This is a genomic window from Haloplanus aerogenes (assembly GCF_003856835.1).
In the GTDB taxonomy this organism is placed as follows: Archaea; Halobacteriota; Halobacteria; order Halobacteriales; family Haloferacaceae; genus Haloplanus; species Haloplanus aerogenes.
On sequence record NZ_CP034145.1, the window covers coordinates 1842331 to 1866915 of the forward strand.

Below are 24585 nucleotides of genomic sequence, written 5' to 3' on the forward strand. Positions count from 1 at the left end.
TTCCACAATTTGAACTCTCGGTGTTCGTATGTCTGTATTTCTTGCCGATGGAGGGACATCTACGCATTCGAAGGTTACATCGATTGGCCGACTGGACGTTCGGCCATCAGCGAACGAGATAGGGCTCGTTGCCCGCGACGAATCGGCCGAGGTCGCTCTCGCGACGGTAGTCGGTCGCGCGGAGGCGGTCGAGGGCGGCGACGAGGCTACTCGCGTCGTCGGAGTCCCACGCCGTCGGCTCGCGGATCGGGACGACGAGCCACCCGCTCCCCAGCACTTCCGTCGCGTGCAGGCTGTCGACGTCGAGGTCGGTCGTATCGTGGGCGGTACACGTCTCGAGGACGTGGCGGATCGCCCGTTCGCCTACGGGGAGGAGGACGTGCGCGGCGATGGCGCGGAGTTCGGCGTCGAAGAAGGGTTCCATGGCGGCGTAGTCGTCGTCGGTCGGCTCCCCCTCCGAAACGCACGTGTGGAGGTAGGAGAGGTAGGTCTTGTCCACCTCGGGGTCGTCGCCGGTCGTTTCCAGGAGGTCGGCATCGTGGAGGGCACGCTGGAGTCGCCGGCCGGCGGCGCATCCAGTGAACGGGACGCCCGTCTCGGCGCCCCCGTGGATGCCCGGATGATCACCGATCACGTGAAAGTGAGCGTTGGCGTCGCCGTAGCCCGGGACGAACCGCTCACAGGGAGGCTGCATCCCGAACGGGTTACTGACGCGGTCGGTGACGTTTCGCACGGATATCTAGAGTTCGACGCCGGACGGGATGAGACTCTTGGACCGGAGGAGGCTCCCGTTGGCGTCGTAGACGAGGAACGTACTCTTCGAGTAGGTGGCGACTGTCTCGCCGTCGATGCGGATGACGACGCTGTATCGGCCGCCGTCGTCGTCGGTCGACTGACCGTACTCGCGCGCGGCGCGAACGAACCGCAACACGTCGTCGGCGTCCTCGTTGAGTTCGAGGAGGAAGTCGCCGGTGATGCGGTCGGTGACGCTGACGACGCCTGCCGCGTCCGGATCGTCCAGCGGATCCTGGAGCCGGAAAGTTACGTCCGTCTCGGACGCCTCCAGCAGGTTGCCCTCCGGATCGGTCAGGCGGTCGGTGAGCGTGTCTTTCGGTCCGTCGAAGTCGATAACGACTCGGGGCTCGGCCGGTGGGTCCCCGGTCTCCACCCAGTCGATGTTGTGTACCGCCAACTCGAAGTGGTCGCGCCTCATTCCCTACGCCCTCCTTTGAGTTCAGACGGTATGAACGTAACGCCCCGCGTCAGACACGGATCGTCGCCAGACGCTGGGCGCTCGTCGCGCCCCGCCGTCGCACACAGAAGCCGAGGCGACGCCCACGATTTCAGTCGCTGGTAACTGACTCGTGACTCGCCGTCGTGTCGACGTGTTCGGTGACGAGGATCCAGCCCCGGGAGGTGAGTTCCACTTCGCCATCCGAGAGTCGGACGAGGTCAGCCCTCGAGAGGCCACGGAGGACCGCCAGCGATTCGGTCGGCGACCCGTCGAACAGCGTCGACGGCGTGGCGGTGCCGCGAAGCGAGTAGAGTTTATACAGCGCCTGAACGGCCACGGTGGGGAGGTCCAGCGTCCGAACCGACCGTCGAATCTCGTCGTACTCCTGTCGGAGGTGGCGACCCAGCAGGTGCTGTTTTCGCGGCGGGTCGAGCGACAGTTCCAGCGTGACCGCTCGGCCATCTTTCACGTACTGCACGGAGACCATCGTCCGCCGATCTCCGAGTAGTTCGCCCTCGGACTGCGAGAGGTGGACGATCCGGTCGAGGTTGACCCCGAACGGGTACGTGATTCCCGTACAGCCGACCTTTCCGGGCGTCACCCGCAAGGTGCCGATGTCGAACGTCTCGCCAGTCACGCGACCACCCACCTCCGCCGGGTGGCGGATCGCGACCTCGGTGTCGTCGAGTAACCACCGATAGAGGAGGCCAGCGTACTTCTCGATCGAGCGTCGACTCCCGTCGACGAACAGCACCTCTCGGCGGCCGTCGAGTTCGAACCCGATGGTCAGGACCGTTCCGGTGAAAAATTCCGTGGCCGCCCGTGGCGAGGAGCCGATTTTCACGTCGAACACGGCCGACCGGTCGATGGCGAGCGAACACGCCTCGTTGTCCACGCGGAGGTCGTCGCCGAGCGTGAGGCTGGTCGTGAGGGGCTCCGTCTGGGCGCACTCACAGAACGCCGTCGCCGAAAGCTCGATTGGCGTCGACATACTCAGCCCGCCGTCTCGGTGTCGTGCCCGGAGTCGACCCGTCGATTCATCGCCCCTCCGGCTGTCCGGTCACGTCACGGCGAGAGAACGCACCGAGCGAGTCGTCGCCGTCCGGAGACACAACTGTACAGGAACCGTCGTCGAAGTCGGTCACTTCGCCCCCCATCGCGTCAGTGGATCGTGGATAGGACTATAATCGTTGGGCCACAATTATCAGATATAATATTGTTTGGTCGGCCGATCGGAGTACTGCCGCGTGGATGCCGGTGGGTTTTATCCTACCGCCAGTCGTCGGCCACGCGTATGTGGGTCCGGTCGGAGTACGCCGGCGAACTGGCCGTCCTCCTGACGTGGCTGTCCGCGCTCCTTCCGTGGAACGTGACGTACTCGTCGGGAATCGGCCGCGGCGCCCTCCTGTTCGTCCGCTTTCCACTCGTCCAGATTCGGTACAGTTTCGGCGTCCCACTCGCTCGGGGTACCCGGATCAGCGATCCGCTGTCGGCCACGGCCTTCCAACGGGGACAGTCGCTCGAACTCGTCTATCAGGTCTGGACGGTCGGTGCCGCCATCTTCGCCGTCGCCCTCGTCGTCTCGATTCTCTACTACCGGAAGGAAGCGTGGGCGGAGTCGTGGCCGGTCGATCCGGTCCGCATCCTCGGCGGCCTCCTGTTCGGCACGGGCGCCGCGTTCGCGGGGGCGACGTATCTCCTCCTCTCTCGGGGCTTCCCCGGCCTGCCGATCCCCATCGGCGTGGTCTTCCTGCTTCTGTTCGGCGGTCTCCTGTTGACCGTGGATCGGACGGAGTGACCGAGACGCAAGCTATAAATCCGACGCGCACCCGTGTTTCGGTGTGAACACGCCGCGCGTCGGTTCCGGTGCTCGCTTCTCACCAGCGACGCGTGGCTTCGCGACTCTCCTCGAAAAACGCGGCCGGTAACTTCGCTCGTTGCGGGAGTGGCATCCCCGTCTCGGGCGGCTTTCGGCCGGTAACGACTTACGACGGTCCTCTGGATCGTTCCGACACGACTAACAGCGCAGACGACACCCATCCAACAATGACGCTATCCGAGTTCCGCGGGGTCTACCCCGCCATGACCACGCCGTTCCACGAGGACGGCAGTATCGACTTCGAAACGCTTCGCGCCGATGCCCAGCGACTCACCGACGCCGGCGTCGACGGCCTCGTTCCCGTCGGCTCCACCGGCGAGAGCGCGACCCTCTCCCACGACGAACACATCGAGGTGGTCGAGGCCGTCATCGACGCCGTCGGTGACGACGTGCCCGTCGTCGCCGGGTCCGGGTCGAACAACACCGCCGAAGCCCTCTCGCTCTCCCGGCGCTCCGCCGACGCCGGCGCCGACGGTCTCCTCCTCATCTCGCCGTACTACAACAAGCCCGAACCGCAGGGGATGTACGAACACTACCGGACCATCGCGGACGAGGTGGACCTGCCACAGATCGTCTACAACGTCCCCGGACGGACGGGCCAGAACATCAGCGTCGACACGACGGTCGACCTCGCGTCCCACCCCAACATCATGGGGTACAAGGCGGCCAGCGGCGACCTGAATCAGGTCTCGGAGATCATCGAGCGCACGCAGGACGAGGAGTTCGCGGTCCTCGCCGGCGACGACGGCCTCATCCTCCCGACCCTCTCCGTCGGCGGCATGGGGACGATCAGCGTCGTCGCCAACATCGAGCCAGAACGGACGGTCGATATGGTCCACTCGGCGCTCGACGGCGACTACGAACACGCCCGCGAGCGTCACCACGAACTCGGGCCGCTGATGCGCGCCCTGTTCTGGGAGACCAACCCCATCCCGGTCAACGAGGCGATGGCGATCCGCGGCTACGGTCCCGGTCACGTCCGCCTGCCGCTCACTCGCCTCTCCGAGAACCTGCGTGACGACCTCGAAGCCGTCCTCGCGGACCTCGACCCGGTGGAGGCCGAAGCGTGATTCAGGTCGCCGTCACGGGCGCCGGCGGCCACATGGGCCGCGAGGTGATCGAAGCGGCGACCGATCGTCAGGGGATGGAGGTCGTCCTCGCGATCAACCGCACCGACGTGGGGCCGGTCGCCGGGCACACGGTCGAAGACGAGGCCGAGTTGCCCCGCCTGCTGGACGACCGCGACCCCGACGTGCTGGTCGATTTTACCCTCCCCGATCCGAGCACGCGGTACGTCGAGGCCTGCGCCGACGCTGGCGTCGCCGCCGTCATCGGAACGACGGGGTTCTCCGAGTCGCAACTGGAGGTCATCGCCGACGCCGCCGAGTCCGTGCCCGTCCTCCGCGCGTCGAACTTCGCCCGCGGCGTGATGGCGCTCCGGCGGGTGATCCGCGAGGCCGTCGAAACCCTCCCCGAGTACGACATCGAACTCACCGAAACCCACCACAACCGCAAGCGCGACGCCCCCTCGGGGACGGCGCTGACGATTCTGGACGACATCGACTCGGTTCGGGACGAGGCTGCCGACCGCGTCCACGGCCGCGAGGGTGAACAGCCCCGCGAGGACGGAGAGGTGGGCGTCCACGCGCGCCGTGCCGGCGACGTTACCGGGGAACACGAACTACTACTTGCAGGGAATCACGAGATACTGACGCTCACGCATCGCGCCGAATCCCGCGGCGTCTTCGCCGCGGGGGCGCTCGATGCCGCCGACTGGCTCGTCGGCCGACCCGCCGGCGAGTACGACTTCGAGGACACGATATGACACTGGAATCCGACGTATCCGATCTGTGGCAGCGCTACGACGATAACGACGTCGACGCCGAGACGGCCTCGACCGACGACTACGACACGCTCGATGCCTTCCTCGACGCCCTGGAGGCGGGCGAGATTCGCGCCGCGGAGAAACGCGGCAGCGCCGAGGGAACCTCGGCTGGCTCCCGGCCGTCGGCCGGGAAGGGCGAGTGGGAGGCCAACGAGTGGGTGAAGCAGGGCATCCTGCTCAACTTCGGCCTCCGAGCGACGGAGGCCCGTTCCTACGGGGGCGTCGACTACCACGACGTGCTCCCCCTGCGCGAGACGAGCGATCTGGGCGAGCGCGGCACCCGCAACACGCCCGACGGCACCACGATTCGCCGCGGCGCCTACCTCGGCTCCGACTGCATCATGATGAGCCCCTCCTTCGTCAACGTGGGCGCGTACGTCGGCGACGGCACCCTCGTCGACTCCTGTGACACCGTCGGCTCGTGTGCGCAGATCGGCGAGAACGTCAAATTGGGTGCGAACACGCTCATCGGCGGCGTCCTCGAACCCGTCGAGGACGCGCCGGTCATCGTCGAGGACGGCGTCTCGCTCGGCGCCGGCTGCCGGGTCACGTCCGGCTTCGTCGTCGGGGAAAACACCGTGGTCGGGGAGAACACGCTCCTCTCGCCGCGCATCCCCGTCTACGACCTCGTCGAGGAGGAAGTCCTCTACGGCCACCTGCCGCCGGAGCGCCGCGCCTTCACCCGGATGGTGGAGTCCTCCATCGGCGACCACGACCTGTTCGCGGGCGGCGCCTACAAGCCCGCCGTCGTGGCGATGGACATCGAGGCCGACACGCTGGACGCCACGAAGCGCGAGGAGGCGCTTCGGGAATGAGCGAGGCGGCGGCCGGCCCCGCGATCCGACGCCTCGCCGACTGGTCGGCCGCCGACCTCACGGAGTTGGCCGATGAGTACGGCACGCCCCTGTACGTCACCGACCTCGACCGGGTCCGGGAGAACGCGACGCGCCTCCAGTCGGCGTTCCCCGACGCCGACGTGCGCTACGCCGTCAAGGCACATACGGGCCGGGCGGTCCTCGAAACCGTCCGCGACGCCGGTCTCGGCGCCGAGTGCGCCTCGGCTGGTGAGGTCGTTCGCGCCCTCGATGCGGGGTACGACGAAGTCCAGTACACGGCGGTCATGCCGCCGGCGGAGGACCTCGATATCGTCCTCGACCGCTGGCGCGACGGCGCCGACCTGACCGTCGTCGCCGGCGCGGGCGACACCGTCACCCGCCTCCGCGACCGCGGCTTCGACGGTCGACTCGCCATCCGCGTCGATCCCGGCGTCGGCGCCGGCCACCACGAGAAGGTGACGACCGGCGGCCACGCCAAGTTCGGCGTGCCCTACGACCGCGCGGCGGAACTCGTCAACGACGCCCGCGCCGACTTCGACGTGGTCGGCATCCACGCCCACGCGGGCAGCGGGATCAGCGGAGACGACCTCGCGGCCCACCGCGAACTCGTCTCCCGGATGGGCGACCTCGCTCGTTCCGTCGGCCCGCTGGAGTTCGTCGACGTGGGCGGCGGGTTCGGCGTCCCCTACCACGAGGACGAACCGCCACTGGATCTGGAGGCCGTCGCCGAGGCGACCCGCGAGTCGCTGGGCGACGTGGACGCCGAACTGGCTATCGAACCCGGTCGCTACGTCGTCGCCGACGCGGGCGTCCTCCTGACGCGGGTGAACACGGTGAAGGCCGTCGACGACGCGGGCGCGACGGGCAAGGTGCCGGTCGTCGCCGGTGTCGACGCCGGTATGACCACCCTGCTTCGCCCGGCGATGTACGACGCTTACCACGCCATCCGCAACCTGACCGACGAGCGTCCGGCGCGCCCGGTCACCGTCGCCGGTCCCGTCTGCGAGACGTCGGACCTGTTCTGCGAGGAGCGATCCATGCCGGCCCCGCGCCGCGGCGACCTCCTCGCCATCGGCAACGCCGGCGCCTACGGCTACGAGATGGCCAGTACGTACAACTCCCGGCCCCGACCGGCGGAAATCGTGCTGGCGGGTGAGGAAGCCCGCATTGCCCGCGAACGCGAGACCATCGACGACGTGACCGCGCTGGAGGTGGAGCGATGACGGGGACGACCGTCACCGCCGAGAAGTACCACGGGACCGAGAACGACTTCCTCGTCCTCCCGGCCGACGCGCCGGTCCCCGACCGCGCGGCGTTCGCGAAGACGCACTGCGACCGCGAGACGGGCGTCGGCGGCGAGCGAACCGGCGCCGACGGCGTCCTCTTTCTGGACCTCGATCCCTCGGCGTCCCCCGTCCGGGTGACGATGACGCTCGTCCAGCCGGACGGCTCTATCGCCGAGATGTGCGGCAACGGTGCGCGCGTCACCGCCGTCTGGGCGGCCCGCGCCACCGGCGCCAGCGAGGTGGTCATCGAGACGCCAGCGGGCGACCGCCACGCCGTCGTTCAGAGCGAGGGCGTCACCGTCGAGATGGGTCGCCCCTCGTTCGACCCCGCGGACGTGCCTCTCGCACACGACGCCGACGGCCCGCTGATCGAGACGGACGTGGAGGGGCTGACCGTCACGGCCGTCAACACGGGCGTCCCTCACGCCGTCGCGTTCGTCGACGACGTGGACGCCGTGGACCTCGAAACCGTCGCCCCGCCGGTCCGTCACGCCGACGTGTTCCCCGAGGGGGCGAACGTCACGCTCGCCTCGCGGGCCAGCCTCGGCGACGCCCGCGAGGGTGCGCCCGGCGCCCCGGCCGCCTTCCGCCAGCGCACCTTCGAGCGCGGCGTCGAGGGCGAGACGCTGGCCTGCGGGACGGGCGCCGTCGCCGTCGTCGCCGCCGCGAAGCGCACCGGCCGTCTCGACACCGAGGGCCCGGTTCGGGTGTCGCCACCGGGCGGCGACCTCGTCATCGTCGTCCCCGACGACGGCCCCGCGACGCTCACCGGTCCGGTCGAACGCGAGTTCGAGGTCGATCTGGAGGTGCCGGCGTCGTGACGGCCGCGTCGTCGGCGTTCGACCCTATCGACTTCCTCGATTCGGCCGTTCGCATCCAGTCCCACGAGGACGTGACCGAGATGCGCGACGTGTTGGTCGAGACGCTCTCGGACCACGGCGTCGACCCCCTCGTCGACGACGCGGGCAACACGCTCGCCACGAAGGGGTCGGGGTCGCCCCACGTCGTGCTCAACACCCACATCGACACCGTGTCGCCGCACGTCCCCTACGACCGCGAGGACGGCGTAATCCACGGCCGCGGCTCCTGTGACGCGAAAGGCCCGCTCGCGGCCATCCTGTCGGCGTTTCTCGCGTTCGACGCCGACGCCCACGACGGCCGCCTCACCCTCGCGATCACCCCCGACGAAGAGGTGTACTCCACCGGCGCGGCGGCGCTCGACCTCACCACTCTCTCCGGTGTCTCCGATCCCACCGCCGACGCCTACATCGTCGGCGAGCCGACCGGATTGGACGTGTGCACCGCGGCGAAGGGCCGGTTCGAGGGAACGATCGACCTCTCGGGGCGGAACGCTCACGCCGCCGAACCCGAGTCGGGAGTCAACGCCGTCGCCGCGGCGGAGGGCGCCCTCGAAGCGATCCGCACCTTCGACGCCGACCGCGACCCACACCCGGACCTCGGCCCGGCGACGCTCACACCGACGGTGATCGAGGGCGGCGAGGCGACGAATCAGGTGCCCGCCGACTGCGCGATCACGGTCGACCGCCGGAGCGTTCCGCCGGAGTCCGCGGACGGCTTTCGCGCCGGTCTGGAGACGGCCGTCGACGACGCCACGCCCGAGTCCGTCGGCGTCGATTTCGAGCTGACCGAGCGTCCGACGCCCTTCCTCGAAGCCTTCGCCACGGACGCGGACGAACCGGTCGTCCGGCACCTCGCCGCGGCGGCAGAGCGCGTGACCGACGGCGCGGCCGGCACCGTCCGCCCCTTCACCGCCGCCACCGAGGCCTCCTACTTCGCGCCCGCGCCGACCGTCGTCTTCGGACCGGGCGTCCTCGCGGACGACGCCGGGCCGGTCGCTCACGCCGACCGCGAGTACGTCCGGGTCGCGGAGGTGGAGCGCGCGGCGACGGCACTCTCCGACGCCCTCTCGGCCCTGTTCGGCTGAGCTTTTTCCGACTGGATGGTGTTGTCCGGGTGTATGGTCCTCACGCGCCGCGCGGCCCTGTCGGCCTGTGCGACGATGCCACTCGCCGGCTGTCTCGACGCCTTCCGGTCCGGGCAGGTCGGCGTCCGCGTCGACAATCGCGACGACCGGCGACACGCCGTGGATGTCGAATTCCTGTCGGAGGGCGAACTCGTCGCCGAGAAGCGGTTCACCGTCGATGCCGGGACGGAACGGGCGGCCGAGAACGTCGTCGCCGCCGGCGAATACACCGTGGACGTGACGCTGGACGGCGCGGCGAGTACGAGCGTCGAGTTCACCATGCAGGGCTGTACCGACAACACACTCTTCGTCTCGGTGAGCGAGGAGGCCGCCGTCGAGGCCGGCGTACTGGACGAGTGCTGACAATCGCAACCCCCAAGCAACCGGGGCCACTCTCCCGACCCATGTACGAGGCGGTCCACGCCCACCCCGACGGCGAGAGTACGGCGGCGCGGTTCGCCGCGACGGCGGCCCGCATGGGCTACGAGGGCGTCGTGGTCCGGGCGCGGGACGCGACGCCGGACTACGCGGCGGTCCGCGAGGCGTCGGGCATCGACGTGGTCGACGCCGTCGAAATCGTTGCGTCCGACCCCGAACGCGCCAGCGGCGCCGTCGGCGGCCTCCGCCCCGACCACACCGTCCTCTGTGTCCGCGGCGGGACGAACCGCCTCAACCGCTTCGCCGTCGAGAACGAACGCGTCGACGTGCTCACACGGCCGATGGCCGACGAGGGCGACGTGAACCACGTCCTCGCCAACCGCGCTGCGGCGAACGGCGTCCGCATCGAGTTCGACTTCGGGCCGGTCCTTCGCGCGACGGGCGGCGAACGCGTGCAGGCGCTTCGCCACCTCCGCAAACTCCGCGAACTCGTCGCGGACGCGGACGCCCCCTTCGTCGTCAGCGCGAACCCGCACTCGCACCTGCAACTCCGGGCACCCCGCGAACTGATCGCCGTGGGCGAGGCGGTGGGGTTCGACCCCGACACCGTGCGGGACGGGTTACGGGAGTGGGGTGACCTCGCGGCGCGCAACCGCCACCGACAGTCCGAGTCGTTCATCGGTCCGGGCGTCGAACGGGGTCGATACGAGGAATGAAACACCTGCCCAAACATCTCCGGCCGCGGTGGCGCTACCTCGCCGTGGGACTGGAGGCGTGGCCCGACGCCGACTGCTCCCGGGGCGCGTTCCAGCGGGCGGTGTGGTACGCGGCGGGGAACCTCCTCGGCGACGCCGGGAGTGCGGACGCCGACCTTCGCGTCCTGCAGTTCTCCTTTGCCGGCGGCACGGGCGAGGCCATCGTGCGCGTCCGTCGCGGCGAGGTGGGGCCGGCCCGGGCGGCGCTCGCGTGCGTGAGCGAGGTGGAGGGCCACCCGATCGGCCTCCGCGTCCGCGGCGTCTCCGGAACGATCCGGGCCTGTGAAGAAAGGTATTTAGGACGCCGGACCGGAGTCCCGGCCGAGAGACGCGTCGTGTTCGAGAACGACCGTCGGTGTGGCTACGTTCGCGACGGCAACGTGGACGTATCCGGGCCGGCGGGCTTCACGGGCGCGACCGAACTCGATCTCGAGTCAGAGTCAACGTGATACAATGCAGGGACAAGCCCAACAGCAGGCATACGACCGCGGGATAACGATCTTCTCGCCCGATGGCCGCCTCTACCAGGTCGAATACGCCCGAGAGGCCGTCAAGCGAGGGACAGCGAGTATCGGCATCCGAACCGAAGACGGCGTGGTACTGGCGGCCGATAAGCGCTCCCGGTCGCCGCTGATGGAGCCGACAAGCGTCGAAAAGATCCACAAGGCCGACGACCACGCGGGCATCGCCTCGGCGGGCCACGTCGCGGACGCCCGTCAGCTGATCGACTTCGCCCGCCGGCAGGCCCAGATCAACCGCCTCCGGTACAGCGAACCGATCGGCATCGAGACGCTCACGAAGGAAGTCACCGACCACATCCAGCAGTACACGCAGGTCGGTGGCGCCCGCCCCTTCGGTGTCGCCCTCCTCATCGGCGGCATCGAGGACGGCGAGCCCCGTCTCTACGAGACCGACCCCTCGGGGACGCCCTACGAGTGGAAGGCCGTCTCCATCGGCGCCAACCGCGGCGACCTTCAGGAGTACCTCGAAGAGAACTACGAGGACGACCTCGACCTCGACAGCGGCATCGCGCTCGCACTTCGCGCGCTCGCCTCGACGAACGAGGACACGCTCGAACCCGCCGGCGTGGACGTGGCGACCGTCGACGTCGAGAGCGAGGAGTTCCACGAACTCGACAACGACGAGATCGAGACCCACCTCACCGACCTCGACCTCCTGCCGAGCGAGGACGAGGACGAGGGCGACGAGGAGTAATCGGGTCGGCACCGCGAATCTATCGCGGCTTCTGCCGATTCATAGGGTCCGTAGATTCTCGTCGAACCGTCCCGGCGAGAATCTCTGCTGACTTCCGATAATCCCTATCAGACGACTCTTCCGTCCTGCGGTCACATCCAAACTGTCGTACGTCCGTTCTCGGCCGCTCGGGTCCACACCGGTTCGTCGACGACGTAGTGACCGCGGTCGCCGTCACTCAGTACTCTTCGTACGCGAGATTCATCAGCCACTGCGAGAAGGCGTCGCTCCGGGGATCGACCTCCTCCTCGCCGATGAATGGCGAGAGCATGTCGCCGGCCATCAGCAGGGAGAAGTCGAGGTCGCGGGCCGTGGGCATCAGGAAGTAGGTGTTGTGGCCCTCGTAGACGGTCTCTTCGCGCTGGATCAGGTCCTTCTCGACGAGCGATTCGGCGAGCCGACTCCCCTTTCGCGACGAGACGTCGAGTTCCTTCCACAGTTCGCTCTGGTGGATACCCCGCGTTTCGAGGATGAGTTCCAGCGCTGCGCGCTCGTCCTCCGACAGGTCGACCTCGTCGGCGGCGCTCATCGGCACACCCCCCAGTCTACGATCCGGAACATACAGTCACGAACTGGCGGGGCAGGTTTAAACCTGACTTTCGGCTACCCACTGGTACGCCGTCTCGCAGGGCGGGCCGGGCGCGAACCGGTACGCCGTCTCGCCGTCGGCGCTCAACCGGATCAGCGACGACGACCGGGTGCCGTAGCCGTTCTCGTGGATACAGACGCCGTACTCGTGGTCCGCGAGGACCGTCCCCGCGCGGTCGAGCCACGCCGTCACGTCCTCGCCGGGTTCGGGCGTCAGCGCCGTGCGCACCGCGCGGGCGTTCTCGGCCTGCTCCGTCGCCCGGTCGGCGCGTTCGGGGTCGTCGGGCACGACGAACGTGTCGGTGACCGCGCCGCCGCCACCCAGCGCCGCCCCCGTGTTGACGACGACGTGGACGCCCGGTTCGAGCTGATTCACCCGGAACTGGCCGCCCCACTCGAACAGGAAGGCGGCGTTCTCGTCGGCGACGACGAGGTTGAAGCCGTCGTACTCGTGGGCGTCGACCGACCGCTCGACGAGACGAGCGGCCGACAGCGCGTCGGGTTCCCGGAGGGCGTCCGCGACGAGGAGGCCGCGGGAGCGCTCGGCGTCGAGGCCGTCGACCCAGCGGTTCGTGATGCCGACGAACAGGCCGGCCTCGTTGTAGCCGATCCACGTCCCGCCGGCGCGGGTGTCGCGCGGGGCGACGACGACTGGATCGGCTTCCGTCCGCTGGGGGGACTCCGAGGGGCGGTCACGCCGCTCGTCGCGGTTGGCGGCGACGACGACCGGATCGTCCGGGAACACCTGCCACGCGAGAGTCAGGGTACACACGGGGGTCGATAGGAGAGCGAGGCGGTTAAACTCGGCGCGCTAGGCTCGCCACTCGTCGGGGACGCCCGCGGCGTCGCCGGTGGCGACGGCCGTCCGCACGGCCGCCACGTTCTCGGGCACGTCGTGGACGCGGACGATGTCGGCGCCGCGGTCCACGGCGAGTGCCGTCGCCGCAATCGTCGCGGGGAGGCGCTCGCCCGCCTCCTGTCCCACGTGGGCGTACATCGACTTGTGGGAGTGGCCGACGAGGATCGGACAGCCGAGCGCCCGGAACTCGTCGAGGCGGTCGAGGAGTTCGAAGTTCTCGACGGCGTCTTTCCCGAAGCCGAGGCCGGGGTCGACGATGACGTTGTCACGGCTCAGGCCGGCCCGCTCCGCCAGCGCCACCCGCTCTGCCAGTTCGTCGATCACGTCCGACACCACGTCGTCGTAGGTGACGGTCTTGCCGGGGACGACCGGCGCGTCGATGCTGTGCATCACGACGACCGGCACGTCGAACTCGGCGGCGAGGAATCGCATCTCGGGGTCTGCGAGGCCGGTCACGTCGTTGAGGATGTCGGCGCCTGCCTCCAGTGCCGCCCGACCCACCTCCGCTTTCCGCGTGTCGATCGACACCAGTACGTCGAGGTCGGCGAGTGCCTCGATCACCGGGCGGACGCGCTCGATTTCCTCGGCCGGCGGCACGGGGTCGGCGCCGGGACGCGTACTCTCGCCGCCCACGTCGATCACGTCCGCCCCGGCCTCGACCATCGCCTCGGCGCGTTCGACGGCCGCCGACTCGTCGAAGAAGTCGCCGCCGTCGTGGAAACTGTCCGGCGTGACGTTCAGGATGCTCATGACGGCGGGCGACTCGGTCCACGGGTAGGCGTGGGTGTCGCCGTCCGGTGCGTCACCGTCGCCGTCCGGTGCGTCACCGTCGCCGATCTGTCGGCGGAGCGTGTCGGCCACGTTCCCCAGTCCGCGACCGTCGAGCGCCGCCAGCAACGCCTGCAGGTCGGCGTCCGTCCCCGCAATCACCGCATCTCGGAGCTCTCGGCCGGTGCGGTAGTCGGCGGTGACGGCGGTGGCGCCCACCTGTCCCGCAGCGCGGTCGAGCGCTCGCGCCTCCCGTCGGTCGAGTCGCGTCGTCACGAGGCGGTGGACGCTCTCCCCCACCACGTCGGCGTCTGCGGCGTGGGCGTGGTCGAGGACTGCCCGCGCGTCGTCGGCGTCGTCGATCCGTCGGCCGATGGCGAGTCGGGACCACGTCCGTCGCGCCTCCGCGACGGCGAACAGCGACCCGACGACGAGGACGCAGTCCTCCGGGCCGGCGGCGTTACGGGCGTCGTCGAGTGCGGCGGCGACGGATGTGGCTGTCTCCACGACGTCGGCGTCGCCGGCCGCCTCGAACGCGGCCGCGAGGACCGCGGGGTCGGAGGCGCGTTCGTGCGCCGGTGCGCAAGTTCGCACCGACGCGGCCGGCGGCAACGCCGCGGCCATCGACCGATGGTCCTTGTCGTGCATCGCGCCGAAGACGAGGTGGAGGTCGCCGTAGTCGTACTCCCCGAGCGTCGTCGCCAGCGCCTCGCAGGCGCCGGGGTTGTGCGCGCCGTCGAGGACGACCAGCGGATCGTACTCGACCACCTCGAACCGGCCGGGCCAGTGGGCGTTCCGCAGGCCGCGCGCGAGGGCGGGTTCGGTCACGTGGTCATCACCCACCTGCCGGGCGAGGACGGACGCGACGCCCGCGTTTCGGGCCTGATACGCGCCGGCCATCGGGACGCGTGTCTCGACGCCCCAGTCGTCCCCCTCGACGGCGATTCCCGCCTCGGTGTGGTTGACTAGCCCGTCGTAGCGGACGGTCACGTCCGGCGACTCGTCGGCGAAGCCGACGGACAGGGCGTCGGGTGCGTGCCGGCGGACGGCGCGGAGCGACTCGTCGGTCGCGCCCGTCACCAGCGGCGCGTCGTCCGGGGCGACAGTCACCTTCTCGGCCGCAATCTCGTCCAACGTGTCGCCGAGGATGTCGGTGTGTTCGAGGCTCACCGCCGTCACCGCGGCGGCGACGGGATCGACGACGCTCGTCGCGTCGAGGCGACCGCCCATGCCGACTTCGAGCACCGCCACGTCCACGTCCGAGCGGCCGAAGTACCAGAGACTCATCGCGGTGAGCGTCTCGAACGAGGTGAGCGGGTCACCCTCGACCGCTCGGTCGACGAGGAACGGCCGGACTTCCTCGACGAACTCGATGACGGCGGACTCGGTGATCTTCCGGCCGTCGACGCGGATGCGTTCGCGCAGGTCGTCGAAATGGGGCGAGGTGTAGAGGCCGACCCGGTAGCCCGCTTCCCGGAGGATCGACTCGGTCATTCGCGCCGTGCTTCCTTTGCCGTTCGATCCGGCGACTTGGACGAACGCCACGTCCTCGTGGGGGTCACCGAGATGGGCTAGTAGCTCTCGGGTCGACCCCGTGCCCGGATCGAGCGCGAATCGGCGGAGATCGGAGAGAAAGTCCGCCGCGGCGTGATAATCCATGACTCACGGTTTTGCGGGCCGAGGTTTTATACTGTCGACTGCGCCCAGGCGCTCAGACGTACCCGCGCTCGCGGGCCTGCTCCAGCGCCGACTCGTCGATAAACACGACGATCTCGTCGCTCCAGAGCCGGAAGTCGTGACGGTGGCGTTCGTAGCCCGACACCTGCCGGGCCACGCGGTCCTCGTCCCACCCGGCGGCGAAAATGACCGGCGGCGGATCGTCGCTCAGGTTCGCGCCGGGGGCGATGCTCGTCACCTCCGCGTCGTAGCGTTCGAGATACCACGGGAGCGGCAGGCGGGTGTGCCACGACGGCCCGCCGGGTCGGGGCTGGCGGAGCGACGACTCGTTCTCGACGTAGAAGCGCACGTCGCTCGGGTTGTTCGGCGCGTGCGTGCCGACGAAGAGTACGTCCGTTCCGTCGTTGACGCGGACGACGCCGTGGACGAGGTGGAGGGTATCCTTGAGGTCGTTCTCGGGTTGGGCCCACTGGATGATCTGGCCGGCCTCGGCGTCGGACGTGCTGTTCGCGTACGTGGCGTTGGCGCCGACGACGCCGACGGCCGCGCCACAGAGCAGGAGTGCCGCGAGGAGGGCCGGGACCGTCCACGCCGATGAGGAGGTGATTGCGGCGAGCGGTGCCGTCTCGCTCCCACCGTCGTCCGCTTCGGTCCGAGCCTGCGAAATCGCGCCCTTGACGCGCCGGGCGAGGGCCGCGACGCCGACGGCGGCAGGGATGGCGAGGGGGAGGACGGCGTGAATCGCGGCCCACGGCGCCCGGATGTCCGTCGCGATGGGGTAGCCGAGGACGCTCACGGCGCCCCAGTACGTCGCGAAGGCGACGATGTCGCGGTAGCCACCCTCGCTCCCGTAGCCGTCCGCGACGAACCCGATGGCGGCGAACAGACAGACGAAGGGCGCGCCGTACAGCAGGGTTTCGAGGTAGTCGTAGAGGAAGGGCAGGTAGTCGTGGTTCTGGTGGCTGCCGGCCACCCAGAGGTTGTAGAAGGATTCCCACGACCCGACCGTCGCTTCCTCGACGACGCCGGGGAGTTGGCTCGGCGTCGCGAGCGCCTGCCACAACTCGGGACGCGGGGCGTAGAAGAACGTGACGACGGCGAGGAAGACGACGACGGCACCGACGGTGTGGAGGAGGGCGCGGCCGATCCCGCCACGGACGGAGCCACCCCACGTCTGGAGGCGGTACGCAGCGTCCCGCCGCCAGTCACGGGTGACGAGGTGGGGGACCGACCGATCCGAGCGGGCGGCGTGGAACAGGCGGTGATCGACTAGGAGGGCACCGGCGCCGAGGAAGCAGAGCAGGTAGACGACGGCGTTCTCCTTGGTGGTGAAGGCGAGGCCGAAGACGGCGGCGGCGGGGTAGACGAGGCGGGCGTCGCTACGGTCGATGGCGCGGACGAAGATGGCGAGGGCGGCGAAGGCGAACGCGCCCACGAGCATGTCGTTGCGCATGAATCGCGAGTAGTAGACTAGAAGCGGGTTGACCGCGAGGACGACGGCGAGGGCGACGACTTCCACGTCGTTCAGGCGGTCACGGAGCAGCCACGCCGAGAGGGGGAGGAGGCCGCCGACGAGGGCGACGATCAGGCGCGCACTGAAGTCCGAGGCGCCGAGGCCGGGGATGTCGAACACCCAGTCGTTGACGATAAAGAGGAAGGGGCCGTGAACGATGGGGCGGTAGCTGAACTGCCCCGTCTCGTGATAGCGGAGGATCCAGTAGGCGACGCGGCCTTCGTCCCAGTGGAAGATTCGCGTGCCGAGGCCGACGAGACGGACGGCGAGGGCGAGGGCGGTGATCGCGAGGACCGCCGGAAGAGTTCGGCGGCGACCGTCGAAACGCATCGCTAATCCCTGTCGCCTCGGCGGTAACAATTCTTTTGTTTTGGGGGGCGCCGACCAATCGCTGGTCGGCGGCAGGAAACACGACGTCTGTTGGGTCGGTGCCGACGGGACGGCTACGTACGTCGACTCACCCGCTCGCCCCGCCTCAGTCCGTGCAGTACGCGATGGCGTCGCGGACGGCCTCGCGTCGGCCGATGAACGTCAGGTGGTCGCCGAGTTCGATCCGGTCGTCCGGGTGTGGTAGATGGTTGGTCCCGTCGCGGCTGATCAGTGCCAGGTGACAGCTCTCCGGCAGTTCGTCGCTCAGTTCGGCCACCGTCTTGCCGGCCCGTGTCGGGTCGGACACCTCGATCTCCTGTACGTCGCCGTCGCGGTTGAGTTCCCGCATCCACTGGGAGATCCCGGGTCGTTCGATGACGTTGTCCATCGACCACGCGATAGAGGAGGAGGTAGAGATGGCCTCGACGTCCAGATCGTCGAACGCCGCGACGTTCCCCGGGTCGTTCACGCGGGCGACGACCGTCTCGACGCCGTACGCGTTTGCGAGTTGTCCGACGAGGAGGTTCAGATCGTCGTCTCGGGTCGCCGCGACGACGACTTTCGCGTTCTCGATTCCGGCCCGTTCCAGCACGTCCCGTTCCCCGCCGTCGCCGTTGTGGACGGTGAATCCTTGCTCGCGCAGGCGTTCGATCACTTCCGTGTCTTGCTCGACGATGACCACGGATTCGCCGCGCTCTTCGAGTCGCTCCGCGAGTTCCGTCCCGACTCGCCCGCCGCCGACGACGATCACACGTTTCGGAATCACGTCGAGTGCCTGAGCGATGTGACGGGCCAGCCCCCCTTCAAACACGACGGTTACGAGGATGACGAGAAAGACCGTCCCGACGAGCGTCGTCGCCGCCGCCGGATTCCGAGGCTGGAGTTCGAGCGCGAACAGCGTCGCGACGCTCGCGGGGACGATGCCGCGGGGACCGAGCGCACTGACGAACAGCCGTTCTCGGAGGGTCAGGCGCTCACCGACGGTACAGAGCAGGACGACTGCCGGCCGGACGAGTACCGCGATGGCGACGACGGCGACGAGGCCGCCGACGCCGAGGCCGAGGAGGTCGTCGACCGAGAGCAGGGAGGCGAGCGTGATGAACACGAACGCGATGACGAGCAGCGACACGTCGCCTTTGAACTGCTCGACGGTGTCGCGGTAGGGGATGTCGGCGTTGCCGAGGACGAACCCGCCCGCCGCGACGGCGGCGATGCCGGCTTCGGACGCCCCGATCCGTGCGCCAAGCACCTCCGCGATGCCGTACATCACGAGCGACGACACGAGCACCATGAGCCGGGCGTTCTGTGGTGCGTTCTCGACCGCCTGCGTGCCGTACCTGAGGATGGCCCACAGGACGGCCGCGACCGCCACCCCGACGGCGACACCGAGGCCGAACCGGAGCGCGAACTCCCGAACGAGCGTCGGCAGGCCGCGCGACCCGAGGAGGACCGTCTCGAACACGACGATGGCCAGAATCGCCGCCGTCACGTCGTTGACGACGCCTTCCGTCTCGAGCGTCGAGGCGACGCGCTCGCGGACGGGCACGACGCTCATGATCGGCGTGATCACCGTCGGCCCCGTCGCGACGAGCAGCGACCCGATCAGGAGGGCGAGATCCCACGGCGCTCCCAGCGCGTAGTGGACGACGACGGCCGTTCCGACGAGCGAGCCGACGGCCCCGACCGTGATCAGCCGGAGCGTCTCGCGGCGCGCGCTCCGTATCCGCTCGATCCGCAGGTGGAAGGCGCCCTCGAAGACGATGATGGCGACGCTCAGGCCGACGATGGCCCGGAGTGCGCCTCCGGCGACGTCGAGGGTGACGAGGCCGAGTCCCTCCGGGCCGACGACGAGGCCCGCGAGAACCAGAAACACCACGCTCGGGACTCGTAGACGATCCGCGAAAACCTGCGCGGCGACACCCAGCGCCATGATCGTGACGACGGTCCGGATGATATCGACGGCGGCGGCGCTCACGCGACGACCACGCCCCACTGACGGTCCGTATCCATCGTCTGCGAGAACGTGTGGGAGGGGACTACAAAGTGACTTCCCAATCCTACCCGGACAGTAAGGTCTTTGCCACCCCGCGCCGACCCGCCGGATATGGTTACACTGGGGCTGGTGGTGGCGCAGTTCAACGCGTCGGTCACCGAGCCGATGGCGGAGGAAGCGCGGGCGGCGGCCGCGGAGGCGGACGCCGACATCGCCGAGACGGTCGAGGTGCCGGGGTCGTACGACGCGCCGCTGGCGGCGGATCGACTCGCCCGCCGGGACGACATCGACGCCGTGGCGGTCGTCGGCGCCATCGTCACCGGCGACACGGCACACGACCGGGTGATCGGCGACGCGACGGCGCAGGCGCTGACGCAGGTGAGCCTCGACCGCGACACGCCGGTCACGTTCGGCGTCTCCGGCCCGGGCATGAGCGGGGCGGAAGCGCGGGAGCGCGTCGAGAAAGGAGCGGAAGCGGTAAACGCGGCGGTCGAGATGGTACGCACGTTACCATGACGGACTTCGACTTCGCGGCGCGTGTCGAACGGGTCGAACCGAGTGCGACCCTCGCGATCAGCAACCTCGCCAACGAACTGGAGGCCGAGGGGATCGACGTGGTCGACCTCTCGGTCGGTGAACCCGACTTCGACACGCCGGCGAACATCAAGGAGGCCGCCAAGGCCTCGCTCGACGCCGGCGACACCAGCTACACTTCCTCCAACGGCGTCCCCGAACTCCGCGAGGCCATCGCGGCAAAACTGCAGGCCGACGGCATCGACTGCACGGCGGACAACGTGATCGTCACGCCCGGCGGCAAGCAGGCGCTCTACGAAATCTTTCACACCCTGATCGATCAGGGCGACGAGGTGGCCCTCCTCGACCCGGCGTGGGTATCCTACGAGGCGCAGGCGAAGATGGCCGGCGCCGACCTCGCTCGCGTCGACCTCTCGCCCTACGGCTTCCAGCTCGAACCGGCGCTCGACGACCTCGCGGAGACCGTCTCCGACGACACCGAACTCCTCGTCGTCAACTCGCCGTCGAACCCCACCGGCGCCGTCTACTCCGACGCCGCCCTCGAAGGAGTCCGTGACCTCGCCGTCGACCACGATATCACCGTCATCTCCGACGAGATGTACCAGGACATCACGTACGGCGTCGAGCCGACGAGCCTCGCCACGTTCGAGGGCATGGAAGACCGCACGATCACGGTCAACGGCTTCTCGAAGGCCTACGCGATGACCGGGTGGCGGCTGGGCTACTTCTGTGCGCCCGAGGACTTCGTCTCGCAGGCGGGCAAGATCCAGTCCCACTCCGTCTCCTGTGCGGTCAACTTCGTCCAGCACGCCGGCATCGAGGCGATTCGCAACACCGACGACGCGGTCGTCGAAATGCGCGACGCTTTCCGCGAGCGACGCGACATGCTCGCCGACCTCTTCGCCGACCACGGCGTCGACGTGCCCGTCGGCGACGGCGCGTTCTACATGATGCTGCCTGTCGACGACGACGATCAGGCGTGGTGTGAGGGCGCCATCGAGGACGCCCACGTCGCCACGGTTCCGGGCAGCGCGTTCGGCACGCCCGGCTACGCCCGCATCTCCTACGCGGCGAGTCAGGAGCGACTGCGGGAGGGCGTCGAGCGACTGGCCGACCACGACTACATCTGAATTCGGACCGCACGTTTAGGTACGAAGCCGCCCCACGACTACTCGATGCGCGTCCGGGACCTCCCGCTGTCGAGGACGACGATCGATCATTTCGAGTCGCGGGGGATCGACGAACTGTATCCGCCACAGGCCGCGGCGGTCGAGGCCGGCGTGACCGAAGGTCGCCGCCTCGTCGCCGCGGTCCCCACCGCCAGCGGCAAGACGTTCGTCGCCACGCTGGCGATGCTGACCGCCGACGGGCCGGGACTGTACATCGTCCCGCTCCGGGCGCTCGCCCGTGAGAAGTACGAGACCTTTTCCGAGGTTCCGGACGTGAGCGTCGGCATCTCGACCGGCGACTTCGACTCCTCGGCGGCCGAACTGGGCGACAACGACATCGTGGTGGCGACGAGCGAGAAGGTGGATTCGGCCATCCGCAACGGCGCCGACTGGATTTCCGACCTCGCCTGTGTCGTCGTCGACGAGGTACATCTGGTGGGGAGCGAGGGGCGCGGGCCGACGCTGGAGGTGACGCTCGCCACCCTCCAGCGCCGGGCGCCGGGCGTCCAGATCGTCGCGCTCTCGGCGACGGTCGCCAACCCCGACGAACTCGCCGATTGGCTGGACGCCGGCCTCGTCCAGTCGACGTGGCGGCCGGTCGACCTCCGAACGGGCGTCTACGCCGGCGGCGCCGTCGGTTTTGACGACGACACCCAGCGACAGGTGTCGGTCGCCGGCGACCCCGACGACGCCACGGACGCGACCGAGGCGCTCGTCGCCGAAACGGTCGACGACGGGGGGCAGGCGCTGGCGTTCGTCCGCTCCCGCCGCGAGGCGGAGACGCTGGCGGAGCGGTTGGCGGGAGTGGGCTCGTCGCCGGAGGTGGCCGAGGAGATTCGCGACCTCGACGGCACCGAGACCGGCCGTCGTCTCGCGGACTGCGTCGAGGGCGGCGTCGCCTTCCACCACGCGGGCCTGCGGAGCGCTCACCGGATCGCCGTCGAGCGCGCCTTCCGCGACCGTCGCCTCCGCGCCATCTGCGCGACACCGACGCTCGCGGCGGGCGTGAACGTTCCCGCGCGCCGGGTCGTGATCCGTGACCAGAAACGGTACACGGGGTCGGGGATGGAGTGGCTACCGACGCTCGAAGTCCACCAGATGTGTGGCCGTGCGGGCCGGCCCCATCTCGATCCGTACGGCGAGGCGGTGCTGGTGGGCGATCCGACCATCCGCGACGAACTGTGGGAGCGCTACGTCGAGGCGGAACCGGAGCGCGTCGACTCCAAACTGGCCGATCCGAACGCGCTCCGAACGCACGTCCTCTCTATCGTTGCCTCGGACTTCGCGGCGTCGCGCGAGGGCGTCCTCGACGTACTCGATGCCACCTTCTTCGCCCACGGGACGCCGACGGACGAACTGAGCGGCGTCCTCGACACGGCCATCGCGGACCTCGTCGAGATGGAGATGATCGTGGACGAGAACGGATTGGCGGCGACGGACCTCGGCACGCAGGTGTCCCGGCAGTACGTCACGCCCGCGACGGGCGCCCGCATCGTCGACGGCCTGCGGACTGCGGCGGGAATGACCGAGGTGACGGGGCTGACCGCCCTCGAAATCGTCTGTGACACGCCGGACATGCAGGACACGTACCTTGGCAACCGCGAGCGCGCCGATATGTACCGCTTCGCGCAGGCTCACGCCGACGAGTTCACGACCCGCATGGGTGAGACGGACGACTTCGAGGGGTGGCTGACGGCGGTGAAGACGGCGCGCATCCTCCACGAGTGGACGGAAGGCGCGAGCGCGGAGGATCTGGTCGAGCAGTTCCGCATCGGGCCGGGGGATCTGGAGTCGCGGATCGAACGCGCCGAGTGGTTGCTCGGCGCGGCCGACGCCATCGCCGGCATCGTCGACGTGGCGGCCGACGTGCCCTTCCGCGACCGGCGGGCGCGACTCTAGAACGAGAGTTCGTACAGCGTCGCTCCGACCGTGACGAGCACGCGGTCCTCGACGAGGGCCAGTCCGCCCGCCCCACCCGTTCCCGCCTCGAACGCGTGCGTCCACAGCACGTCGCCGCCGGCGTCGTAGGCGCGGACCGTGGCCGTCCCGTCCGCACGCTCCCCGGCGACGACGAGCGTCTCGCCGGCGACGACGGGCGTGGTGGCGGCCCACTCGACGTCGTCACGCCAGCGCGTCTCGCCGGTCGTGAGGTCGAGGGCGACGACGGCGCCGCTCCCGTCGGCCGTCTCGACCGCCGTGTAGCCGCGGTCCCCGACGATGGCGGGGGTCGCCACGTCCCGGCCGAGCGGTCGCGGCTCCCAGAGCCGGTCGCCCGAGTCGGTGTCGAGGGCGACGACCACGCCGCCACCCTCCGCGTAGGTGCCGAGGACGAGGCGACCCTCGGCGACCGCGGGAGGGTGGGGGAAGCCGTCCGTTGGCCCGGCGCTCCAGACTCGCTCGGGGCCGACGTCGAGACGGCGGTCGAGACCCGTCCGCGGCGCGTACGCGACGGTCCCGTCGAGTGGCGCGTCCGCGGCGTACAGCCGTCCGTCAGCGAGAGCGGGCATCGCGCCGTCGACGCGCCAGCGCCGACCGCTGTCGGGGTCGAGGGATCGAACCGCGCCGCTCTCACAGCCGACGTACACCTCGCGGGTGCTGACGGTCAGCCCCTGCGGATTGTCGTCGCGGAGGGGGGTGCGATAGGCCTCGCGCAGATCGGTGTCGTAGCCGACGACGGTCGCCGGCCGATCCGCGTCGACCGTATGGAGGTGACCGTCCGGCCCGAAGCCGGCGAGCGGGATCGAAGTGTCGCGTTCCAGCGCCAGTTGCTCGCCGCCGCGCGGGACGGCCACCAGACCCGACCCGTGCGTGACGAGGTGGTCGGCACCGACGAGCGGGGCGAATCGGGGCTGTCTGGCGGTCGTCGCGGCCGACACGACGGTGCGATCCGGCGGCGACTCGCGAGGTGGGGTCGCGTTCGGGTTGTGTGCGGTGTTCGCGGGGTCGTACCGACGGAGCGGCCACGTGCCGGGGGTGGGCGTCCACGGGGCGAACGTCGCGTCCGTCGCGCCGCGATGGAGGCGGTAGGCGCCGTAGGTGCCGGCGGCTAGGGTGGCGACGACACCGCTGCCGAGGAGGCGGCGGCGGGTGATGGAGGGCATCACCCGGAGATTCGCACGTCCCGTAAAAAGTGTGGTGACCGCGATGACTACTGGGCCGCGCCGGGCGCGTGCTGTTCGATCAGACCAGCCAGCCGCTCTTTGTCCTGGACGCCGACGATGCGCTCGACGGGTTCGCCGTCGGCAAACAGCACGAGTGTCGGCACGCCGCGAACACCGTACTTCGAGGCGAGCCCTTGGTTCGCGTCGACGTCGACTTTCGCGATGGCCGCCGGCGTTTCCGCCGCCAGCGACGCCACGATGGGTTCGAGCATCTGACAGGGTCCACACCAGTCGGCGTAGAAGTCTACGAGCACTACGTCGTACTCGCTCGTCAGGTCGTCGAGATGGGCGGCGTCCTCGACGTGGACGGGGTCGTCGGGGGCCGCGCCCCCGCTCGTCTGCTGTTCGAGCTGTTCGCGCTTCTGTTCCCGGATCCGTTCGATGTCGTCGGTGTCGCTCATCAGCATCGTGTTCGTGCCGGACCGATTTAACAGTTTTGTAGGTTTTGTCCAATACTATTTCG

Annotated in this window: 24 protein-coding genes; 14 read left to right on the top strand and 10 right to left on the bottom strand. The window is 69.4% G+C overall.

Going from position 1 to position 24585, the window contains the following annotated elements; all coding sequences use genetic code 11:
- Positions 1 to 106: 106 nt before the first annotated feature.
- From DU502_RS09385 to DU502_RS09395, 3 genes are all read right to left on the bottom strand, one after another.
- Positions 107 to 733: a uracil-DNA glycosylase family protein gene (locus tag DU502_RS09385; RefSeq protein ID WP_121919119.1), complete on the bottom strand. Its 627-nt coding sequence runs from the start codon at positions 731 to 733 to the stop codon at positions 107 to 109.
- Positions 734 to 739: 6 nt separating this feature from the next.
- Positions 740 to 1213 (bottom strand): DUF5793 family protein, encoded by a 474-nt coding sequence (locus DU502_RS09390; RefSeq protein ID WP_121919120.1) that lies wholly within the window; start codon positions 1211 to 1213, stop codon positions 740 to 742.
- 130 nt (positions 1214 to 1343) lie between these two features.
- A complete protein-coding gene (locus DU502_RS09395; RefSeq protein WP_121919121.1) occupies positions 1344 to 2225 on the bottom strand; it encodes a CheF family chemotaxis protein in 882 nt (293 codons plus the stop codon).
- A 303-nt stretch (positions 2226 to 2528) separates the two neighbouring features.
- Between DU502_RS09395 and DU502_RS09400 the strand changes: the two genes are divergently transcribed.
- From DU502_RS09400 to psmA, 11 genes are all read left to right on the top strand, one after another.
- On the top strand, positions 2529 to 3032 hold the full coding sequence (locus tag DU502_RS09400) for a DUF7549 family protein (RefSeq protein WP_121919122.1): 504 nt from the start codon (positions 2529 to 2531) through the stop codon (positions 3030 to 3032).
- Between the two features lie 248 nt (positions 3033 to 3280).
- Positions 3281 to 4183, top strand: coding sequence for a 4-hydroxy-tetrahydrodipicolinate synthase (dapA, locus tag DU502_RS09405; protein WP_121919123.1), 903 nt, complete (start codon positions 3281 to 3283; stop codon positions 4181 to 4183).
- Complete coding sequence (dapB, locus tag DU502_RS09410) at positions 4180 to 4938, top strand: 4-hydroxy-tetrahydrodipicolinate reductase (protein ID WP_394338914.1); 759 nt, start codon at positions 4180 to 4182, stop codon at positions 4936 to 4938. The genes dapA and dapB overlap by 4 nt, the downstream gene beginning before the upstream one ends.
- Positions 4935 to 5813 (top strand): 2,3,4,5-tetrahydropyridine-2,6-dicarboxylate N-succinyltransferase, encoded by an 879-nt coding sequence (locus DU502_RS09415; protein WP_121919124.1) that lies wholly within the window; start codon positions 4935 to 4937, stop codon positions 5811 to 5813. The genes dapB and DU502_RS09415 overlap by 4 nt, the downstream gene beginning before the upstream one ends.
- Positions 5810 to 7057: a diaminopimelate decarboxylase gene (gene lysA, locus DU502_RS09420; protein WP_121919125.1), complete on the top strand. Its 1248-nt coding sequence runs from the start codon at positions 5810 to 5812 to the stop codon at positions 7055 to 7057. Before DU502_RS09415 ends, lysA begins: the two co-directional genes overlap by 4 nt.
- Complete coding sequence (gene dapF / locus DU502_RS09425) at positions 7054 to 7941, top strand: diaminopimelate epimerase (RefSeq protein WP_121919126.1); 888 nt, start codon at positions 7054 to 7056, stop codon at positions 7939 to 7941. The genes lysA and dapF overlap by 4 nt, the downstream gene beginning before the upstream one ends.
- On the top strand, positions 7938 to 9065 hold the full coding sequence (locus tag DU502_RS09430) for a M20 family metallopeptidase (protein ID WP_121919127.1): 1128 nt from the start codon (positions 7938 to 7940) through the stop codon (positions 9063 to 9065). Before dapF ends, DU502_RS09430 begins: the two co-directional genes overlap by 4 nt.
- A 33-nt stretch (positions 9066 to 9098) precedes the next feature.
- Entirely contained in the window at positions 9099 to 9467 is a 369-nt protein-coding gene (locus DU502_RS09435; RefSeq protein ID WP_121919128.1) for a hypothetical protein, read from the top strand.
- Between the two features lie 41 nt (positions 9468 to 9508).
- Positions 9509 to 10198, top strand: a complete 690-nt coding sequence (locus tag DU502_RS09440) for an RNase P subunit p30 family protein (protein ID WP_121919129.1) — start codon at positions 9509 to 9511, stop codon at positions 10196 to 10198.
- Entirely contained in the window at positions 10195 to 10686 is a 492-nt protein-coding gene (locus DU502_RS09445) for an Rpp14/Pop5 family protein (protein ID WP_121919130.1), read from the top strand. The genes DU502_RS09440 and DU502_RS09445 overlap by 4 nt, the downstream gene beginning before the upstream one ends.
- Positions 10687 to 10690: 4 nt before the next feature.
- A complete protein-coding gene (gene psmA, locus DU502_RS09450) occupies positions 10691 to 11452 on the top strand; it encodes an archaeal proteasome endopeptidase complex subunit alpha (protein ID WP_121919131.1) in 762 nt (253 codons plus the stop codon).
- Between the two features lie 217 nt (positions 11453 to 11669).
- Here psmA and DU502_RS09455 read toward each other — a convergent pair whose 3' ends face one another.
- From DU502_RS09455 to DU502_RS09475, 5 genes are all read right to left on the bottom strand, one after another.
- On the bottom strand, positions 11670 to 12020 hold the full coding sequence (locus DU502_RS09455) for a helix-turn-helix transcriptional regulator (RefSeq protein ID WP_199722648.1): 351 nt from the start codon (positions 12018 to 12020) through the stop codon (positions 11670 to 11672).
- 57 nt (positions 12021 to 12077) lie between these two features.
- Positions 12078 to 12851, bottom strand: coding sequence for an NRDE family protein (locus tag DU502_RS09460; RefSeq protein WP_121919133.1), 774 nt, complete (start codon positions 12849 to 12851; stop codon positions 12078 to 12080).
- A gap of 39 nt (positions 12852 to 12890) precedes the next feature.
- Positions 12891 to 15365 carry a dihydropteroate synthase gene (folP, locus tag DU502_RS09465; RefSeq protein WP_121919134.1) on the bottom strand — a complete coding sequence of 825 codons (2475 nt, stop codon included), beginning with the start codon at positions 15363 to 15365 and terminating at the stop codon, positions 12891 to 12893.
- Positions 15366 to 15417: 52 nt separating this feature from the next.
- Entirely contained in the window at positions 15418 to 17226 is a 1809-nt protein-coding gene (locus DU502_RS09470) for a flippase activity-associated protein Agl23 (protein WP_121919135.1), read from the bottom strand.
- Positions 17227 to 17371: 145 nt separating this feature from the next.
- Entirely contained in the window at positions 17372 to 19195 is a 1824-nt protein-coding gene (locus tag DU502_RS09475; RefSeq protein ID WP_121919473.1) for a cation:proton antiporter domain-containing protein, read from the bottom strand.
- A gap of 174 nt (positions 19196 to 19369) precedes the next feature.
- On the opposite strand from DU502_RS09475, the gene ribH reads away from it, so the two are divergent.
- Genes ribH through DU502_RS09490 form a run of 3 tightly spaced genes read left to right on the top strand, consistent with a single transcriptional unit; the run spans position 19370 to position 22860 of the window.
- Entirely contained in the window at positions 19370 to 19774 is a 405-nt protein-coding gene (gene ribH / locus DU502_RS09480; protein WP_121919136.1) for a 6,7-dimethyl-8-ribityllumazine synthase, read from the top strand.
- On the top strand, positions 19771 to 20922 hold the full coding sequence (locus tag DU502_RS09485) for a pyridoxal phosphate-dependent aminotransferase (protein ID WP_121919137.1): 1152 nt from the start codon (positions 19771 to 19773) through the stop codon (positions 20920 to 20922). The genes ribH and DU502_RS09485 overlap by 4 nt, the downstream gene beginning before the upstream one ends.
- 45 nt (positions 20923 to 20967) lie before the next feature.
- Positions 20968 to 22860, top strand: coding sequence for a DEAD/DEAH box helicase (locus tag DU502_RS09490; protein ID WP_121919138.1), 1893 nt, complete (start codon positions 20968 to 20970; stop codon positions 22858 to 22860).
- Here the strand turns inward: DU502_RS09490 and DU502_RS09495 are convergent.
- Positions 22857 to 24062: an outer membrane protein assembly factor BamB family protein gene (locus tag DU502_RS09495; RefSeq protein WP_121919139.1), complete on the bottom strand. Its 1206-nt coding sequence runs from the start codon at positions 24060 to 24062 to the stop codon at positions 22857 to 22859. The genes DU502_RS09490 and DU502_RS09495 overlap by 4 nt on opposite strands.
- 47 nt (positions 24063 to 24109) lie before the next feature.
- Positions 24110 to 24523: a thioredoxin gene (gene trxA, locus DU502_RS09500; RefSeq protein WP_121919474.1), complete on the bottom strand. Its 414-nt coding sequence runs from the start codon at positions 24521 to 24523 to the stop codon at positions 24110 to 24112.
- Positions 24524 to 24585 lie beyond the last annotated feature (62 nt).